Annotated in this window: 18 protein-coding genes; 8 read left to right on the plus strand and 10 right to left on the minus strand. The window is 65.1% G+C overall.

The features are described 5' to 3' along the window. Window positions 1-2 precede the first annotated feature (2 nt). On the plus strand, window positions 3-1,370 hold the full coding sequence (locus G6N38_RS03805; protein WP_163746318.1) for an FAD-binding oxidoreductase: 1,368 nt from the start codon (window positions 3-5) through the stop codon (window positions 1,368-1,370). On the opposite strand, the gene G6N38_RS03810 is transcribed toward G6N38_RS03805, so the two are convergent. From G6N38_RS03810 to G6N38_RS03830, 5 genes are read right to left on the minus strand one after another with little or no spacing between them, the layout of a single operon-like run. Beyond that, entirely contained in the window at window positions 1,348-1,830 is a 483-nt protein-coding gene (locus tag G6N38_RS03810) for a hydrogenase maturation protease (protein ID WP_163746319.1), read from the minus strand. The genes G6N38_RS03805 and G6N38_RS03810 overlap by 23 nt on opposite strands. Further along, window positions 1,814-3,268, minus strand: a complete 1,455-nt coding sequence (locus tag G6N38_RS03815; protein ID WP_163746320.1) for a Ni/Fe hydrogenase subunit alpha — start codon at window positions 3,266-3,268, stop codon at window positions 1,814-1,816. The genes G6N38_RS03810 and G6N38_RS03815 overlap by 17 nt, the downstream gene beginning before the upstream one ends. A gap of 14 nt (window positions 3,269-3,282) precedes the next feature. Then, window positions 3,283-3,912, minus strand: coding sequence for an NADH-quinone oxidoreductase subunit B family protein (locus G6N38_RS03820; protein WP_163746321.1), 630 nt, complete (start codon window positions 3,910-3,912; stop codon window positions 3,283-3,285). Beyond that, the gene (locus G6N38_RS03825) at window positions 3,909-4,622 is read right to left on the minus strand and encodes a 2Fe-2S iron-sulfur cluster-binding protein (RefSeq protein ID WP_163746322.1); all 714 of its coding nucleotides are present in this window, start codon (window positions 4,620-4,622) and stop codon (window positions 3,909-3,911) included. Before G6N38_RS03825 ends, G6N38_RS03820 begins: the two co-directional genes overlap by 4 nt. Further along, window positions 4,619-6,409, minus strand: a complete 1,791-nt coding sequence (locus G6N38_RS03830) for an NAD(P)H-dependent oxidoreductase subunit E (RefSeq protein ID WP_281357883.1) — start codon at window positions 6,407-6,409, stop codon at window positions 4,619-4,621. The genes G6N38_RS03825 and G6N38_RS03830 overlap by 4 nt, the downstream gene beginning before the upstream one ends. Window positions 6,410-6,685: 276 nt before the next feature. Here G6N38_RS03830 and G6N38_RS03835 point away from each other — a divergent pair, with 276 nt between their 5' ends. After that, a complete protein-coding gene (locus G6N38_RS03835; protein ID WP_163746323.1) occupies window positions 6,686-7,915 on the plus strand; it encodes a cytochrome P450 in 1,230 nt (409 codons plus the stop codon). Beyond that, window positions 7,915-8,517, plus strand: a complete 603-nt coding sequence (locus G6N38_RS03840; protein ID WP_163746324.1) for a TetR/AcrR family transcriptional regulator — start codon at window positions 7,915-7,917, stop codon at window positions 8,515-8,517. Before G6N38_RS03835 ends, G6N38_RS03840 begins: the two co-directional genes overlap by 1 nt. A 13-nt stretch (window positions 8,518-8,530) precedes the next feature. On the opposite strand, the gene G6N38_RS03845 is transcribed toward G6N38_RS03840, so the two are convergent. Both G6N38_RS03845 and G6N38_RS03850 read right to left on the minus strand, forming a co-directional pair. Further along, complete coding sequence (locus tag G6N38_RS03845) at window positions 8,531-9,400, minus strand: lysophospholipid acyltransferase family protein (RefSeq protein ID WP_163746325.1); 870 nt, start codon at window positions 9,398-9,400, stop codon at window positions 8,531-8,533. Window positions 9,401-9,549: 149 nt separating this feature from the next. After that, on the minus strand, window positions 9,550-10,128 hold the full coding sequence (locus tag G6N38_RS03850) for a TetR/AcrR family transcriptional regulator (protein ID WP_163746326.1): 579 nt from the start codon (window positions 10,126-10,128) through the stop codon (window positions 9,550-9,552). Between the two features lie 75 nt (window positions 10,129-10,203). Here G6N38_RS03850 and G6N38_RS03855 point away from each other — a divergent pair, with 75 nt between their 5' ends. Both G6N38_RS03855 and G6N38_RS03860 read left to right on the plus strand, forming a co-directional pair. After that, window positions 10,204-11,055, plus strand: a complete 852-nt coding sequence (locus G6N38_RS03855) for a class I SAM-dependent methyltransferase (protein WP_163746327.1) — start codon at window positions 10,204-10,206, stop codon at window positions 11,053-11,055. After that, window positions 11,052-11,936, plus strand: coding sequence for a lysophospholipid acyltransferase family protein (locus G6N38_RS03860; RefSeq protein ID WP_163746328.1), 885 nt, complete (start codon window positions 11,052-11,054; stop codon window positions 11,934-11,936). The genes G6N38_RS03855 and G6N38_RS03860 overlap by 4 nt, the downstream gene beginning before the upstream one ends. A gap of 88 nt (window positions 11,937-12,024) precedes the next feature. Here the strand turns inward: G6N38_RS03860 and G6N38_RS03865 are convergent, their stop codons facing one another. After that, window positions 12,025-12,192, minus strand: a complete 168-nt coding sequence (locus G6N38_RS03865) for a hypothetical protein (RefSeq protein WP_163745672.1) — start codon at window positions 12,190-12,192, stop codon at window positions 12,025-12,027. On the opposite strand from G6N38_RS03865, the gene G6N38_RS03870 reads away from it, so the two are divergent. Then, window positions 12,191-13,438, plus strand: a complete 1,248-nt coding sequence (locus G6N38_RS03870) for a glycoside hydrolase family 27 protein (protein ID WP_246227684.1) — start codon at window positions 12,191-12,193, stop codon at window positions 13,436-13,438. The genes G6N38_RS03865 and G6N38_RS03870 overlap by 2 nt on opposite strands. A gap of 55 nt (window positions 13,439-13,493) precedes the next feature. After that, entirely contained in the window at window positions 13,494-14,093 is a 600-nt protein-coding gene (locus tag G6N38_RS03875) for a DedA family protein (protein WP_163746329.1), read from the plus strand. Here G6N38_RS03875 and G6N38_RS03880 read toward each other — a convergent pair. Then, complete coding sequence (locus G6N38_RS03880; RefSeq protein WP_163746330.1) at window positions 14,090-15,229, minus strand: acyltransferase family protein; 1,140 nt, start codon at window positions 15,227-15,229, stop codon at window positions 14,090-14,092. The genes G6N38_RS03875 and G6N38_RS03880 overlap by 4 nt on opposite strands. Next, entirely contained in the window at window positions 15,226-16,911 is a 1,686-nt protein-coding gene (locus G6N38_RS03885; protein ID WP_163746331.1) for a DEAD/DEAH box helicase, read from the minus strand. Before G6N38_RS03885 ends, G6N38_RS03880 begins: the two co-directional genes overlap by 4 nt. A 146-nt stretch (window positions 16,912-17,057) precedes the next feature. Here G6N38_RS03885 and G6N38_RS03890 point away from each other — a divergent pair, with 146 nt between their 5' ends. Continuing rightward, window positions 17,058-17,570: an LppP/LprE family lipoprotein gene (locus G6N38_RS03890; protein ID WP_246227686.1), complete on the plus strand. Its 513-nt coding sequence runs from the start codon at window positions 17,058-17,060 to the stop codon at window positions 17,568-17,570. Window positions 17,571-17,593: the final 23 nt, after the last annotated feature.

Here is a 17,593-nt window from a genome sequence, read left to right on the forward strand (position 1 = left end):
CAATGGCCGTGAGCGCTGTGGCCGGGCTGGCCGCCGAACTGCCCGACGGGGTCGTCATCACCGACCCCGACATCGTGGCCTCCTACCGCCAGGACCGCGCCGCCGATCCCGGCGCCGGTACACCAGTGGCGGTGGTCCGGCCCACCCGCACCGAAGAGGTGCAGACGGTGTTGCGTTGGGCCTCGGACAATCACATCGCGGTGGTGCCGCGCGGGGCGGGCACCGGGCTGTCCGGTGGGGCGACAGCGGTCAACGGCGGGATCGTGCTGTCGACGGAGAAGATGCGCGACATCACCGTCGACCCGGTGACCCGCACCGCTGTCGTGCAGCCCGGGCTGCTCAATGCCGAGGTGAAGAAGGCAGTCGCGGAGCACGGGCTGTGGTATCCCCCGGATCCGTCGTCGTATGAGATCTGCAGTATCGGTGGCAACATCGCCACTAACGCCGGTGGACTGTGCTGCGTAAAGTACGGCGTGACAACCGATTACGTCCTCGGACTGCAGGTCGTGCTGGCTGACGGGACCGCGGTGCGTCTGGGTGGGCCGCGGCTCAAGGACGTGGCCGGACTATCGCTGACCAAGCTGTTCGTCGGCAGCGAGGGCACCCTGGGAGTCATCACCGAGGTGACCCTGCGACTGCTGCCACCGCAGCCCTCGGCGTGCACCGTGGTGGCCACGTTCGATTCGGTGGAGGCGGCCGCGTCGGCCGTACTCACGATCACCAGCCGCATTCGGCCCTCGATGCTGGAGTTCATGGACGCGGTCGCGATCAACGCCGTCGAGGACAAGTTGCGGATGGGACTGGACCGTTCGGCGGCGGCGATGATGGTCGCCGCCTCCGATGACCGCGGACCGACCGGTGCGCAGGACGCCGAGTACATGGCCGGAGTGTTCACCGAAGCCGGTGCCACCGAGTGCTTTTCCACCGCCGACCCGGACGAGGGAGAGGCGTTCGTGGCGGCACGAAGGTTCGCCATTCCGGCGGTGGAGGCCAAGGGCTCGTTGATGCTCGAGGATGTCGGGGTGCCACTACCTGCGCTGGCTGAGTTGGTCGGCGGGGTGGCCAAGATCGCAGCTGACCGCGACCTGACAATCTCGGTGATCGCGCATGCCGGGGACGGCAACACGCACCCGCTGATCGTCTACGACCCCGCCGACCCCGCGATGACCGAGCGCGCCGCGAAGGCGTTCGGCGAAATCATGGATCTGGCGGTGTCGCTCGGTGGAACGATCACCGGCGAACATGGCGTCGGCCGGCTCAAAAAGCCTTGGCTGGCAGGCCAGCTGGGGCCGGAGGCGATGGAGCTCAATCGCCGGATCAAGGCGGCGCTCGACCCCGACGGAATCCTCAATCCCGGCGCGGTGATCTAGCGGTCCGCGGCGACAGCACGCTCAAGGCCTTGTCGAGGTTGCGTTCCGCGGCTCCGGTCAGCCCTTGTCGCAGCTCCCATTGATAGCCGCGAATCGCGAGCAGGTAAGCGTCCGGGACGCGCTCGAAGCACTGCTGAGCGGTCGCCAGGATCGTCGGGACCGACATCGCATGCGAGGTGAAACTGAAGTCGAGCACCGGTTCGGGACGGCTGACGGCAAAAGATTCCACCGCCGGGTCCTTGGTCGCGTCGACGAACAACACCTGGGCGTATCGGCTGATCAGATCGGCATCTTCGAGGTTGAGTTGGTAGGTCCGGCGCAGACATGCCCCGAGTTTGTCCGGCCACTCCTCGAGCCGGTCGATGAACGCCCACCCCAGTCCGTCGTCTTCACGGCCGGCGTTGCCGATGCCGTAGATCAGAGTGTCGGGGCTGTCGAGCAGCTCACCGAGTCTGTTCATTGATCACCCGCCCGTTGCCATCCACCACAGACACGATCAGCGGCATCTGACCCAACGCGTGTGTGGCACAACTCAAGCAGGGATCGTAGGCACGGATACCCACCTCGATCGCGTTCATCATGCCCTCGGTGATCTCGGTCTTGCCGCCGAGGTACGCCTCGGCGACGCTGCGCACCGTCCGGTTGAGTACCTGGTTGTTCTGCGTGGTGGCGACGATCAAGTTAGCGAAGGTGATGTTCCCCTCCCGGTCGGCGCGGTAATGATGGAGCAGGCTGCCGCGGGGAGCCTCCACCACACCGATACCCTCACCGACCCACGCGTCCCCGCCCGGTACCACCACGAGGTCGTCCTTGCAGATGTCCGGGTCACCGAGCAGGTCCTTGACTACCTCGGCGGCATGGATGATCTCGATCGTCCGAGCCCAATTGGTGTGCAGCGTCATGGTGTTGGCGCGTCCGCCGGTGTAGGCATGGAATCGTTCCAGCGCTTCGGCAGCCAGCGGGGTCGGGAGGGTCTTGGTGACATTGAGCCGGGCCAGCGGTCCCACCCGGACAGACCCCGCGTCGCGGCCCAGGTCGGTGAGGTAGGGGAACTTCATGTAGCTCCACGTCTCGACGGCCTCGGAGATGTGGTTGAGATAGTCGCGGTAATCGAACTCCCGCACGACGTTCTTATCGTCATCGGTGATCCTGAGCCGGCCGTCGTAATAGTCGACATTACCGTCGTCATCGACCAGAGCCATGTTCAGCGCAGGCACGTTGGCGAAGGCATCGACCTCACCGCGATGCTGGTCATGGAAGTCGTAGAACATCTGCAACCCGAGCTGAGCATCCTCGATGACCTGGTCGACCGACGACAATCCGTCGCCACCGCGCAGAAACCGGTCCACGTCGGCGGGCGTGAGGCTCTTGTTCACGCCGCCGGGGACGGACGAGATTCCGTGCATACGTTTCCCGAAGACCGCCTCGATGACCTCCTGACCCCATTTGCGCAGCCGGACAACGCGTTTCACGAGCTCAGGATTGGCCTCGATCAGCCCGATGAAGTTGCGTTTCTCCGGAGCGGCGTCGATTCTGAACAGCATCTCCGGCACGACGAGGTAGAAGTAGGCCGTGACATGAGACTGGAGCATCTGCGCGTAGTGCCCCAGCCGACGCATTTTCACCGCGGTCGGGGTGAGCTGCGTTCCCACCCCGACCATGTCGTCAAGGGCCTTCGCCCCGGCCAGATGGTGGCTGACGAAGCAGATCCCGCAGATCCGCTGCATGAGAACCGGTGCCTCCCAGTACGGATGGCCCTGGATAAAGCGCTCGTAGCCACGGAATTCCACCACGTGCAGCCTGGCGTCGGTCACGTTGTGGTCGTCGTCGATTTCGATGACGACCTTTCCGTGTCCCTCGATGCGGGTGACCGGATCGATGACGATCGTCGTTGCCATGGTGAGGAGTTCCCCTAGTCGAAGTGGCGGAGCGATGTCGGCAGAGCGACCGGTCGGCCCTCGATCAGATCCTCGAGGACGTCGAGGATCGTGTCGGCGCTCGGCGGGCAGCCCGGGATGAAGTAGTCCATGTGGACGACTTCATGGCACGGATAGACGTTGTTGGTCAAGATCGGGAGGTGTTTACCGTAGGGCACCACCGGTTCCGCACCCGGCACCGCGGTCGACGAATGGACGTATGCCTCGGCCAGACAGTCGTTGAGCCCGAACAGATTTCGCAGTGCCGGGACGCCGCCCCAGATAGCGCAGGCGCCGACCGAGATGAGAACGTCGCAGTTGTCCCGGAAATGGCGCAGCGTCTCGATGTTCTCGTCGTTGGCCACGCCACCCTCGATGAACCCGATCGCACACCGTTCGGGAATGCGTTTGATATCGGTGAACGACGACCGCAAGATGGTGATCTTGTCCAGCAGCCCGATCATCCGCTCGTCGATGTCGAGCAAGGACAGGCTGCACCCCCAGCAGCCACAGAGGCTGATCATCGAGACCTTGATCTTCCCGGCGCGCAGCGCAGCCAGCTCCGGATCAAGCGGCGTGGCCGGAAGTTCATGCGAGGCAATCTCGTTGGCGTCACCCGTCGTCACTGGACCTGCTCCCGTGATGGTTCGAGAGCCTGGTCGCGCACCGATTCGATCTCGAAGCGGCGCTCGCCGATGGGTTCGTCGTAGCCGACCCCCTTCTTCAGGATCGCCCCGACCGGGCAGATGTCGACCGCCTCGCCGACCTGCTCCGGCGGCATCTTGTCGGCCAGTTCCACGTCGATGTCGATGCGCGCATGGGTACCGCGGCCATTGATGCTGAAGATCTTCTTGCCGGTCTCGCGATCCCGGATGAACTCGACACATCGCTGGCAGAAGATGCAGCGGTCACGCTCGAGCCAAATAGCCTCCGACGCATGGTCGGTCACCCGCTGCGGGAACTGATAGGGGAAACGCGACACCTCCATATCGACCTCGTAGGCGACGGCCTGCAACGTGCACCGGCCCGACTTCTCACAGCTCGGACAGTTGTGGTTGCCCTCCGAAAACAGTATTTCGACCAGCGCCTTGCGCGCGTCCACGGCCTCGGGAACGTCGACCTCGACCCGCATTCCGGCGCTGACCCTGACCGTGCACGCGGCCATCATCGCGCCGTTGACCTTGACCGAACAGGCTCGACAGGTGCCCAGGGCCGGGTGCTGCGGCAGGTTACACAGTGTCGGGATATAGACGCCGGCCTGTGCGGCGACGTCGATAAGCGTTGCCCCCTCCTGCGCGCTCACGGTGACGCCGTCGATCTCGATCTCAAGTGTCACAACGTCTCCCGCCCAGTCAGTTCGACGACAGCCTGGGCGTGGGCGGTGAGTTCGGCCGATGCGTCGAACGATGGCAGCAGCGCGCCGGAGGGCTTACGCAGCCGGGCCTGGTAGATCTCGGGGAACTTTTTCAGCGTGGTCAGGATCGGATTCGGGGACGTGGCGCCCAGCCCACATCTGCTGGTGTTGGCGACGATCCCGCCCCACGCGACCATATCGTCGAGATCGGACTCGGCGGCCCGCCCGGCAGCCACCAGACCGACTTTCTGGCGCAGCACCACGTTGCCCGCCCGACACGGCACACAGATGCCGCACGACTCGTCGACGAAGAACTGCATGAAATCCCCGACGATGTCGAGCAGGTCCCGGTCGTGGTTGAAAACCATGAACGAGCCGTTGCAGGACAGATCGTCGTAGGCCAGCCGGCGGCCGGCGTCGGCGGCCACCGACAGCATTTCCCCTGACGGGCCACTAATCTGCACGGCTCGCGGATTATCGGCCCCGATCATGTCCAGCACCTGCGCCAGAGTGATGCCCCACTCGACTTCGTAGATGCCGGGTGCCGCGCAATCGCCGGCGACGCTGAGCAACCGGGTGCCGGTCGATCCCGGTACACCCATGGCCGCGAACCAGTCAGCGCCCTCGGCCATGATGCGGCTGGCCGCGGCGAAGGTTTCGACGTTGTTGACCACCGTGGGCTTTCCGAGGAAGCCCTGCTCGACCGGAAAGGGCGGCTTGAGGCGCGGCGTCCCTCGCTTGCCCTCACAGGATTCGATGAGTGCCGACTCATCACCACAGATGTAGGCGCCCGCGCCCAACTGGATCCGGATGTCGAACCTGTCCCCGAGGACACCGTCGGATCGCAACTGCGCCAGATGGCGTTCGAGATAATTCAGCAGGTAGGCGTATTCCGCCCGCAAATAGAGGATGCCCTCGCGCGCGCCGACCGCGTGTGCGGCGATCGCCATGCCCGCGAAGACCTCCCGCGGCGAGTAGGTCAGCAGCGCGCGGTCCTTGAAGGTTCCTGGCTCGCCTTCGTCGGCGTTGCAGATGATGTACTTCTCGTCCCCGGCCGCTGCTCGGCAGAACTTCCACTTGTTGCCGGTGGGGAAGCCTGCGCCGCCGCGGCCGCGCAGGCCCGACTGGGTGATCGTGGCGATAACGTCCTCGGGCGCCATCGCCAGGCAGCTCGCAACCAGCCGACCGCTGTCGTCGTCACCGTCGAAGAACACCGGCCCGGAGGTATACACCACCGTTCTCGTCAGGCGTTCGACATAGGCCAGGTCGTCGTCCGGTATGCCGGTGGGGTTGGCGATCTGAGCCGGTGTCCGGCCGCTCTTAAGGCCCCGAATGATCTCGGTGACCGACCCAGCCGTCAGATCGGCGAAAACGATGCCGTCGATGAGCATGGACGGCTCGTGGTCGCTCAGACCAATGCAGGCGGTGTCGAACAGTCCGAAGTCCGTCGAGCCGGGTCCGCCGAATCGTGCCCCGGTCTCGCGTTCCAGTGCCTCACGCACTCGGTCATAGCCACGTGTCTTCGCGATGACATTGTCACTCAAATAGATTCGATAACGACCCGACGGCTTGGTGTGGAAGAAGTGATAGAACGTCGCGGTCTCCAGAACATCCTCGACCGACAGCCCGAGCCACTCGGCGACCCCGTCGGCCGCATCGGCGGAGATGTGGCCCTCCCGATGGTGGATATCCCACAGAATGTCCAGCAGGCCGGCGCGGTCGCGCGGGCGTCCATCGAGGACCGCCGCCATGTCGAGAGTCGTCGTCACAACACCACCCACTCAGCCAGGCTGTCGAGTTCCCACCTTCGGAAGGAGGGGAATGGGCGGCAGCGACGGCGCTTCATCAGCGGTCGCCTCACCCGCCCGACGTGGGCCTGTGTGCGGCGACGCTACCACGCACGACGTGCTCGCGTACCGCGGAAAAGACGAGTTCACCGGCAGGACTACGGCGCGTCACGTCGTGGGTAGCGAGAACGAGTAGCCGAAGGACCCGAGGCGGTACAAGACATTGACAAGTTGTAATCATCGTCGTATCCATAAGACATGATTGCCGTTATGTCTCATAAAGCCGAGGCTCGCTTCGAGCTCGCCACCGCCGAGACCTGGGGCAATCGCTGGCCGATGTACCAGGCCCTGCGTGACCTCGACCCCGTCCACCATGTCGTGCCGGAGAACCCCGACCATGATTATTGGGTGCTCTCGCGGCACGCCGACATCTTCGCCGCCGCCCGTGACCACGAGACGTTCTCCTCAGCCCAGGGCCTGACCGTCAACTACAACGAGCTGGAACTCATTGGTTTGCAAGATAACCCGCCGATGGTGATGCAGGACCCGCCGGTGCACACCGAGTTTCGCAAGCTGGTGTCGCGCGGGTTCACCCCCCGGCAGGTCGAAGCCGTCGAGCCCAAGGTCCGGGAGTTCGTGGTCAAGCGCATCGAGCGGCTCCGCGCCAACGGCGGCGGCGATATCGTCGCCGAGCTGTTCAAGCCGCTGCCATCGATGGTGGTCGCCCACTATCTGGGCGTGCCCGAGCAGGACCGCGACCAATTCGACGGCTGGACCGACGCGATCGTGGCGGCCAACAGCGTCGGTCCTGGCGCGCTGGCCACGCTCGGCGACGCGTTGGGCCAGATGATGGGCTACTTCACCGAACTCATCGAGCGGCGCCGGCGCGAACCCGAAGACGACACGGTGTCGCACCTGGTGGCCGCGGGGGTCGGTGCCGACGGCGACATCGCAGGCACGCTGTCGGTGCTGGCCTTCACCTTCACGATGGTTACCGGCGGCAATGACACGACCACCGGCATGCTCGGCGGGTCGGTACCGCTGCTCGCCCAGCGTCCCGACCAGCGCCGGCTGCTGGTGGACCAACCGGACCTGATCTCCGACGCGGTCGATGAACTTCTGCGGCTCACCTCCCCGGTGCAAGGCCTGGCGCGAACCACCACTTGCGACGTCGAGTTGCACGGTAAGACCATCCCGGCCGGACGGAAGGTGTTGCTGCTGTACGGCTCGGCCAACCGCGACGAACGCCAATACGGCGCAGACGCAGCCGAACTCGACGTCACCCGCCGTCCGCGCAACATCCTCACATTCAGCCACGGCGCCCACCACTGCCTCGGCGCGGCCGCCGCACGCATGCAAGCCCGGGTGGCCCTGACCGAATTGCTCTCGCGCTGCCCGGATTTCGAGGTAGACGAGGCGGGGATCGGTTGGGCCGGCGGCGGCTACGTGCGTCGCCCGCTATCCGTGCCGTTCCGGGTGGGTAGCTGATGACCGGCAGGGACTGGCTGGGTTCCCGACGCGCCGAGGTGGCCGCCGACCGCATTCTCGACGCCGCAGGCGAGCTATTCGCCAACCGCGACGTCGGGGGTGTCGGGATGAACGACATCGCTCGTGCCGCAGGCTGTTCCAGAGCAACGCTGTACCGCTATTTCGAGAATCGCGACGTGCTACACACCGCGTATGTGCACCGCGAAGCGTATCGCCTGCACGAACAGATGACCGACCTGGTGGGCGGGATCCCCGACCCGCGCGAGCGACTGCTGGCTGGGCTCAGCGAATCCATGAAACTGGTGCGTGATAGCCCGGCGCTTTCGTCGTGGTTCGCCGCCGCCGACTGCCCCATGGGTGCAGAGATGGCCGAGCAATCCGAGGTCATCCAGGCGCTGACGTCAGGCTTCCTTTTGTCACTGCACCCCGACGACCCGGACGTTGTCCACCGGCGCGCCCGCTGGCTGGTTCGGGTGCTGACGTCGCTGCTGATCTTCCCCGGCCGCGACCCCGACGACGAGCGCGCGATGCTCGAGGAGTTCGTCGTTCCGATGGTGTGCCCCAGCCAAACTGAATCCAGCCACCGTGGCGAAGCCGACTAGGAGATCAGCTCGGCTACCCCGCTGGGGGCATGACCGCCGACCGCCAGGCCCATGGAGTCAGATGCCGGAACGGGTCGGTGCTGCGAATCCTCTGTAGGTCGGCCAGGTCGGCCTCCAAGGACGACTTGGCCATTTCCCGAACCTTGGCCACCCAATCCTCCGATGACACTCCCTGCGGTTTCGTCGTGTCGATGGGTTCGGAGAACCGCGCGTAGAGGCGCTGCGGCCGCGGCAGCAGCGTCGGCCCGATCCCACGCATCAACTGGATGGTCATGTCCTGGCGTGCACCGGTCAGGCTGGCGACCGCCTTGTTCAGCCTGCCCCACCAGCCATGCCGGGTGGTGAGGATCTTGTATACGTCGTCACCGCCGACCACAGCGGCAGTGACGATCGGGTAGTTGTTCTCCACCGCGAGCCGGGCAAAGCCCGCGCGGTCACCCCACAACAAGGTGTACAACTCGTCCTTGCCCTTGCTGATCTCGCGCGCACCACCCGGGAATACGAGGATCGGCTCGTTGGCACGCATGAGCTCACGAGTACCGTCCGGCGTACCGATGATCGCGCCGGCCGCCTCGAGCACGTCGGCGTGCAAACCCTTGATCCGTCCGAAATGCCGATCGGTCAGCGGGCGCACCTTGTGGCCGATCTGTCGATGCACTTCGTAGGGAACCAGCAGGATCTCCGTCGATGCGGTGGCAGTGTGGTTGCCTACCAACAGGAATCGTCCGTCGGCCGGTAGGTTCTCCAGCCCCTCCACGTAGGGTTTGTAGATCGGACGGACATATTCCCACTTTCGGGCGAGTTCGAGTATCCAGCGCTCGAGTTGCTCGATTCGGCCGCCCTTCTCGAGGGAGCTCGCTGTACCGCCGGTGTTGTCCGGCATAGTGCCACCTTTCGTCGATCCAATTCGGCAAAGAAGCTTGAGGCCGCAGATCCACCTTGCCGAATGAACCTGTGCGCGGGCTCTGCGCAGTTCAGTAGCAACTGTGAACGTCACGGAATCAGCTGTCCAACAGCACTTCCCGGCAGATGCTAGGTAGGCGCAGCACTGCCGGGGGCGATGATTCTGGCAGCGGCCTCGACGGCCGCAGCGCGACGCGACGCGACGACCGCGTCGTCCTGGTTGTCATCCGGCACCGGCCAGTGGGCCCACGCCATGGCGATGCCGAACAACATCACCAGCAGTTCCATTGGCTCCCAGCGCGGATCGACGTGCCCGTCGGCCTGAGCATCCTCGATTGCCCTCACTTCACGACCGGGGATGTCGAAACCGCTGGAACTGGGCTCGTCGAGCCAAACACCCTCCAACCGAGCCCAGGTGATCATGCGCAGATGCTCCGGATGCTCGCGGGCAAGGTCGAAGATGTCGCCGACAAACTCCGGAACCGCGTCCGACCGCAATGTCACGGTGGTGAAAAAAGCGGCCCCATCGGCGGCCACCACCAGGCGAAACAACGCTTCCTTGTCCCCGAAGTGTGCGTAGAGACGCTCCTTGCTGGCGTTTGCCGCACTGGCGATGCGATCGATCCGGGCGCCGGCCAAACCGTACGCCGCGAACTCGGTGCGGGCGGCCGCCAGGATCTCGCCGCGCAGCTCGGTTGCAGTTCTCATACGGAAATCATAAACAAACGAACTGATTCGTTCGTTAGATTGGTCAAGGAAAGCCATCGGAGATCAGGAGCGAACATGACAGGCACGGGTAGTTTCCAATCCGGGGTTGCGTCGATGCCGCGGGGCGGCCGCGACGCCGGCTGGCTTGATCGACGGCTGCAGACCGATGTCCTGGAGTACACCGATCGCGACGACGTTCCAGATGAACTCAAGCAACGGGTCATTACGGGGCTGGACGCAATAGGCGCCCGCAGTGGCCAGCACGAGCAACATGCGCGACTCGCTTTGGCGGAGGTCGGCGATACACCCAACCCCCGCATCCTCGAGATCGGCGCAGGTCACGGGCGGCTCTCAGAGCAGATTCTGAAGCTTCATCCCACCGCGACGGTCACCGTCAGCGATGTCGACGCGAAGTCGGTGAGCAATATCGCCGCCGGCCCCCTCGGCTCCCACCCCAGGGCGCGAAGCCAAGTCATCGACGCCACCGCCATCGACGCCGCGGATGGCTCCTACGACCTGGTGGTGTTCGCGCTTGCCTTCCACCACCTCCCGCCCGGCACCGCCCAGCGGGCGATTGCCGAGGCCACCCGCGTCGCAACCCGCTTTCTGGTGATCGACTTGGAACGCCGCTCGCCGTTACAGATGGTCTTCGCGCCACTGGTGATGGCTCCGACGGCTCTGGCGTTCATGCCACGAACGTCAGTGTGGCCGGTCATGCATGACGGTTTCATCAGTGGACTGCGCGCGTACTCCCGTTCCGCATTCGTCGCGCTCGGCCAGGCCGCCGATCCGGATATGCAGATCGAGTTTCGTCAACCTCCGCAGGGCACACGGGCGACTCTACGACCACTTACCATCGTCTACTCGCGGCCCGCTGGTCGCAATACCGCTGCAGCACAATCTATCTCAAACGGACACGAATCATGACGATCCCAGTGAATCTGACCCAAGTCACCGAACAGCCCCCACGCGTACGAGCGCTGCGGCGTGCTCTCGGATCTCTCAGCGATACCGTGAGCCCCGCCGTCGATCTCCTGCAGCCCTACGTTGAAGGCACCGAAAACCTCCCGCGCGACGGTCGCTGTCTGCTGGTGGGCAATCACACCCAGGGTGGAATGGAGGTGTTTTTGATATCCCACTTCGTCCGGCGCGCGATCGGCACTCAAGTGCGACCACTGGCCGAACGCGGAATAGGCAAGATACGCGGACCGTTCGGCGACGTCGCCGCCGCCTTCGGCGCCGTCGTCGGCTCGCCCGAAAACGCGCTGGAACTGATGCGGCGGGACCAGACCATCCTGGTGTTCCCCGGCGGCGGCCGTGAAATCGCCAAGTTCAAAGGCGAGGAGAACACCTTCAACTGGCGCGGCCGCTCCGGCTTTGCTCGGGTGGCCATCACGGGCGGCTATCCCATCGTGCCGGTAGGCCTGGTGGGCAGCGACGAGATGTACCACAGCCTCATCTCCCGCGACAGCAGGTTGGGTCGGCTCAGCCTGGCGGCGAGCGAGATGATCACCGGCCGTGCGGATACGCCGATGCCGCTGATGCGCGGGATCGGGCCCACTCTGGTCCCCCGCCCGCAACGGATGTACCTGCGCTTCGGTATCCCTGTCAGCACCACCAAGCCGGCCGGCGTGTCAGACGACGACTGGGTTGCGACGGTCAAGCAGACGACGCAGACATCGTTGGAGACCACACTTTCCGATCTGCTGAAGATCCGGGCGGACGATCCCTACCGGGCGCTGAATCCGTTGGCGTGGCGGCACGCCGCGCACCCGGCGACAGAACAGCTTCCACCCGAACAGCAGTAACACCCGGCCACCACATCCGTTCCGCGGAAACCCTTCTCTGACAGCGCTGTCGGGAACCATCTGGCAACAGGCGACACCGCCAGAACCCTCACCACGTTCTCGTCATCGAAAACAGGAGATCGAGCTTGCGCCACCTGCTCTGCGTGATCAGTGCCGCGACCGCCGTCCTTTCGGCGTGCTCGCCCACCACCACCGTCAACCGTGCCACGCCACCATTGCCTCCCCCGATGGGGTGGAATTCATGGAACTCCGGCATGGAACTCAATGAGAGCGCGGTGCGGGACACCATCGACGCCATGGTGTCCTCGGGCATGCGTGATGCGGGCTACCAATACGTTAACCTCGACGCAGGCTGGGCTGCCCCGTTTCGAACGTCGAGCGGTGAACTGATAGCCGATCCGGACCGCTTTCCACATGGTGTCAAGCCACTCGCGGACTACGCACACCAGCGGGGGTTGCAGTTTGGCCTGTACAACAGTCCATTCAACCAGACCTGTGGGCAGGATCCCCGTATCGGCAGTTTCGGTCACGAAAAGCGTGACGCTGCAACCTTCGCCGACTGGGGTATCGACTATCTCAAGTACGACTGGTGCCGCGAGGACCCCGACCACGACGCGCAGGTTCGCGCATTCAGCGCAATGGGTGAGGCGCTGCGGAACAGCGGGAGACGCATCGTCTACAGCATCAACCCCAACAGCTCGAACGATCCCGCCGCCGGCGGCCGGTTCGATTGGTCGGGCATCGCCGACGTGGTACGGACATCCGGGGATCTGGTGCCGGTGTGGCTCAGTGTGCTACCGACACAAGGCCCCGGCGACCCATTCGTCAGCGGCCTCTTCAAGGGTGTGCCCGACCAATTCGCCAGCGCAGCAACAGTTCCTGCCCGGTCCGGCTACCGCGGCGATCCGGACATGCTGGTCGTCGGAGTGACGTGGAGCGAGTTTTACCTCAACCATATGGATTTGCTGCGCCAGGCCGTTCGGTCCAGGTCTCTGACCCCCGAGCAACTCGTCCAGTTCGAACCCGCACTTGCACTCCCCGAGCAGACCATGCAGCAGATCGCCACTACCCAGCCCAGCCTGACCGACGATGAGCAACGCAGTCATTTTTCCCTGTGGGCGATGCTGGCCGCGCCATTGATCGCCGGTAACGATCTGCGCTCGATGTCGGCGACCACGCTATCGATCCTGACCAACCGTGAGGTCATCGCCGTCGACCAGGATCCGCTGTTCCGTAAGGCTCATGCGATCGGCGGCGACCGACGTATCTGGGCCAAACCGATGGCCGATGGTTCGGTGACCGTCGCATTGTTCAACACCTCGAATGCCACCGCCGACCTGTCGACGACGGCCAGCGAAGTCGGCCTGCCATCCGCGCAGTGTTACACCGCGCGCGATCTGTGGGCTCATACCAGCGAAACGACCACGGGCACACTGGAAGCGCAATCGCTGGCGCCCCATGCCGTTCGATTACTGCGGGTGAGCGGCGGGTGCCGATCGTGAGCGGCCCTTCCGCAATACCCGTCGACGGCGGTCATCTGATCGCAGCGGAGGCCGGATGTTCCCGCTAGACCATCTCCCCCAGCTGCCCAACGGCCCACTGCTGTACCTGGTTTTGGCGGCCATCGTCATCGGCTCCTCGATTCCGGCCCTCGCCTTGGTGTTTACGGCCGAACCATTCCTGATGGCCGTGGTCATTCTCGCCGGTGCCGGGCACCCGTCGATCTCGGCACTGCTGGCCGTGACGGTCGGCGGAGCGGTGCTGGGCGATGTGCTCGGCTACCTCCTTGGCTGGACGCTCGGTCCCAAACTGTCGGGAAGTAGGCTCGGCCGCCGTTCGCGTAAGCAGGTGCACGGCGCGCAGCGCCATGTGCGGCGTCGGGGAGCGCTGGGCGCGCTCGTGGTGCAGCGCTGGGTGCCGCCGACCAGAGGCGTGGTGCCTGCCCTGCTGGGCAGCGTACGACACCCCTTCGGCCAGTTCGTGATCTGCTCCACCGCCGCCGCCACGCTATGGGCAGTTGTCATCGTCATCGGGACGCACGTCGCTGGCCCTACCCTGGTGCTGGCCATCCCGACCGTACTGCTGATCCCGGTGGTGATCCGGGTGGTCCAGCGCCTCGTGCGCCGGCTGCGCGACCGCCGCCGGCAGCCGGCCTAGCTGCGCACCCGGGTGAACCGGTGCAACACCCAGGCCACCGGGATCGTCATCACCAACGTGACGACGAACAGCGCCGGCGCCGAGCCGGTGTATACCCGCCAACGCAATACCTCGACCATGGCGATCTCCATCACGACGAGGTGAACCAAGAAGATCTCGTAGGAGATTTCGCCAAGCCACACCATCGGCCGGCTAGCCAGCGCCCACGCGTACCAGCCCCGGTTGCCCAGCGCGAGCGGCGCGACCATCAGCGTCGCGATCGCAGCGTACGAGCCGGTTTTGACCAATGCCTCGGTCAGCCCTGTCGGTGACGTGGTCGGCTCGCCGGCGATCGGCGTCGACACGATCACGAAGCTGACAACTGCCAGCGCCACGGCGATGAATCCGTAGACCCGAACTCCCATGGCCTGCAACACCGTCAGTAACATGCCACCGACGAACCAGGCCAGATACCCCGGCAGCCACAGCCGGGCACCGCTGGGAAGGAAGTCCGTCGTGTGCACCAGTACCATCCAGGCCGGGCTGAGCAGCGCCAGCACCACCAGCCCGGTCAGCAACAGTCTGGGCCGCCACCGTCGCCGGCAGATCACCACGAGCAGCAGCCAGGCCAGCACTGGCAACGCAACGTAGAACGCCACCTCCACTGCCAGGCTCCACATCTGCGTAAGTCCTTGGTGCAGATACCCATTGAACATGTAGTTGTCGGTGTAGATCTGGGTCAGCGTCAGGTTGCGCAGCAGGCCGATCCAGGTGTGACCGGGATTGGGCCCCCCGTCACGAAAGTGGTAGATCAGGTATGCCGCCAGCACGGTGACGACGTAGGCCGGCATGATGCGCCGCACCCGGTGCCAGGCGTAGCGGCGCACCGACGGACCGGTCCGCCCGCTGGCGGCGGCCCGGACCCAGGGCCCGAACAACAGATAACCCGACAGCACGAAGAAGATCGGCACACCGATCTCCATACGCGAATACACCAAGCCCACGAAGCCGTGCGTGTACTTGCCGGTGGTGTAGGCCGCGTGGGTGCCCAGCACCAGCAGCGCGGCGACCGCGCGAATACCGGTCAGTGAGGCGACCCGGTCCACACCCGAAACTGCTTCCAGTCCGCCTTGGTCGACCTGACTGGACGCGGTCATCGGCTCGTGCGCCGGGGCTTCCCGCCGGAGGGACGTGAGTCGTATCGAGGGCTGCCGCGGTCGGGCTTCAGGTCGATCAACACCCCGGAAATCCGGGTCTTCTCAAGGGCTTTCAGCGTCTGCTTGGACAGCGTCGCCGGCAGCTCGACCAACGAGAAATCACTCTTGATGGTGATATGCCCGAAATCGCTTCGGTGCAGCCCACCCTCGTTGGCCAGCGCCCCGACGATCGAGCCGGGCCCGACCTTGTGCTTCTTGCCGACCGCGATGCGATAGGTCGCCAGGTCGTCGCGGGTCTTACGCGGCGCACGTTCCCGCTCGTCGCGGTCGGGACGCTCCCTGCGCTTCTCCGGCGGCGGCTCGGTCATCAGGAATTCCGCACCATCACGACTCTGTAGCGCCAGCGCCGCAGCGATATCGGCCATCGGCACATCGTTATCGCGCTCGTAGTCCTCGATGAGGCGACGGAACATGTCGAAGCCTGGCGCGTTCAGCGCCTCGGTGATCGAATCCTGGAACTTGGCGACCCGCTGGGCGTTGACGTCTTCGACACTGGGCAGCTGGTCTTCGGTGACCGGCTGTCGAGTGACCTTCTCGATCGACTTCAGCAGATGGCGTTCCCGCGGCGAGACGAACAGCAGCGCGGTTCCCGATCGCCCGGCTCGCCCGGTACGTCCGATGCGGTGCACATAGGACTCCGGGTCGTGCGGAATGTCGTAGTTCAGCACGTGCGAAATGCGTTCGACGTCCAGGCCGCGTGCGGCGACGTCAGTGGCGACCAGGATGTCGATCGATCCGCTCTTGAGCGCTGCGATGGTCCGCTCTCGAAGCGCCTGCGGGATATCGCCGTTGATGGCCGAGGCGGCGAACCCCCGGGCTCGCAGCTTCTCGGCGACCTCTTCGGTGGCCTGCTTGGTCCGGACGAACACGATCATCGCTTCGAACGGTTCCACCTCGAGCAAACGGGTCAGGGCGTCCATCTTCCGCGGCCCGGCGACCTGGATATAACGCTGGGTGATGTTCTCGGCGGTGGCGGTCTTCGACTTGACCGCCACCTCGACGGCGTCGTGCAGGTATTTGGAAGTGATCTTGCGGATCGCTGGCGGCATGGTCGCCGAGAACAGCGCCACTTGCTTGTACTCCGGGGTATCGGCCAGGATCCGCTCGACGTCCTCGGCGAACCCCATCTGCAGCATCTCGTCGGCCTCGTCGAGCACCAGGTAATCCAGGTGCGACAAGTCCAGGCTGCCCTTTTCCAGGTGATCGATGACACGCCCAGGCGTTCCGACGACGACCTGTGCGCCGCGCTTGAGGCCGGTCAGCTGCGGGACGTAGGAGGAGCCGCCGTAGATCGGCAGCACATTGATGTTTCGGTGCGCGCCGTAGCGGCTGAACGCCTCGGCGACCTGCAGGGCCAGCTCACGCGTCGGGGCGAGCACCAGCGCCTGAGTGGCACGGCTGGTCGGGTCGATTTTGGACAGGATCGGGATCGCGAACGCCGCGGTCTTACCGGTGCCGGTCTGGGCCAGACCGACCACGTCGGACCCTGCCAGCAGCGCAGGAATGGTTGCCGCCTGGATAGCCGAGGGCGTTTCGTAGCCGACGTCGGCTACGGCCTGCAGCACCGCTGGGTGGATCTGCAGGTCGGCGAAGGTTTGGGGGACGTCTTCCGGGGATGTCATCGGATCTGCAGTCTACTGCCGCAGCGTGCCGTAACCCCGCTCCGCCCGGAAAGGCCGGTACCGTCGCCCCTGTGTGGCATCGGCGGCCGGCGGGCAGGAGCGAAGCGACCCGGGGATTAAGGCTAAGTGTCGCAGCGGCGGGAGCCGTGCTCGTCGCCGCGCTCGCGGGCTGCAGTTCAGGCGACTCGACGGTCGCCAAAACACCGCAGCCGACGACAACCGCGGTCACCACCACCGAGGCTCCCCCGCCGCCACCGCCTCCGTCGACCACCACACCGCCGCCGCCGGACCCGTGCGCGGTGAATCTGGCCGCACCGACCATCGCGCAGACCGTCTCCGATCTTCCGCGCGACCCGCGCAGCGGGCAGGCCTGGAACCCCGAACCGATAGCCGGGAACTACAACGAGTGCGCGCAGCTGTCCGCGATCATCATCAAGGCCAATACGAACGCCGACAACCCCAACACCCGCGCAGTGATGTTCCACCTCGGCAAGTACATCCCGACCGGCGTGCCCGACACGTACGGCTTCAACGGCGTCGACACCACCCAAAGCACCGGCGACACCGTCGCGCTGGCCTACCTCAACGGCCTTGGCATGCAGAGCGTGGTGAAGTTCCGCTGGAACGGCAATGGGGTCGAGCTGATCGGCAACGGCTGACCTGTCGGCGCGCGCGCCTACAG

The sequence above is a fragment of the Mycolicibacterium helvum genome, from assembly GCF_010731895.1.
GTDB classification, from domain to species: domain Bacteria; phylum Actinomycetota; class Actinomycetes; order Mycobacteriales; family Mycobacteriaceae; genus Mycobacterium; species Mycobacterium helvum.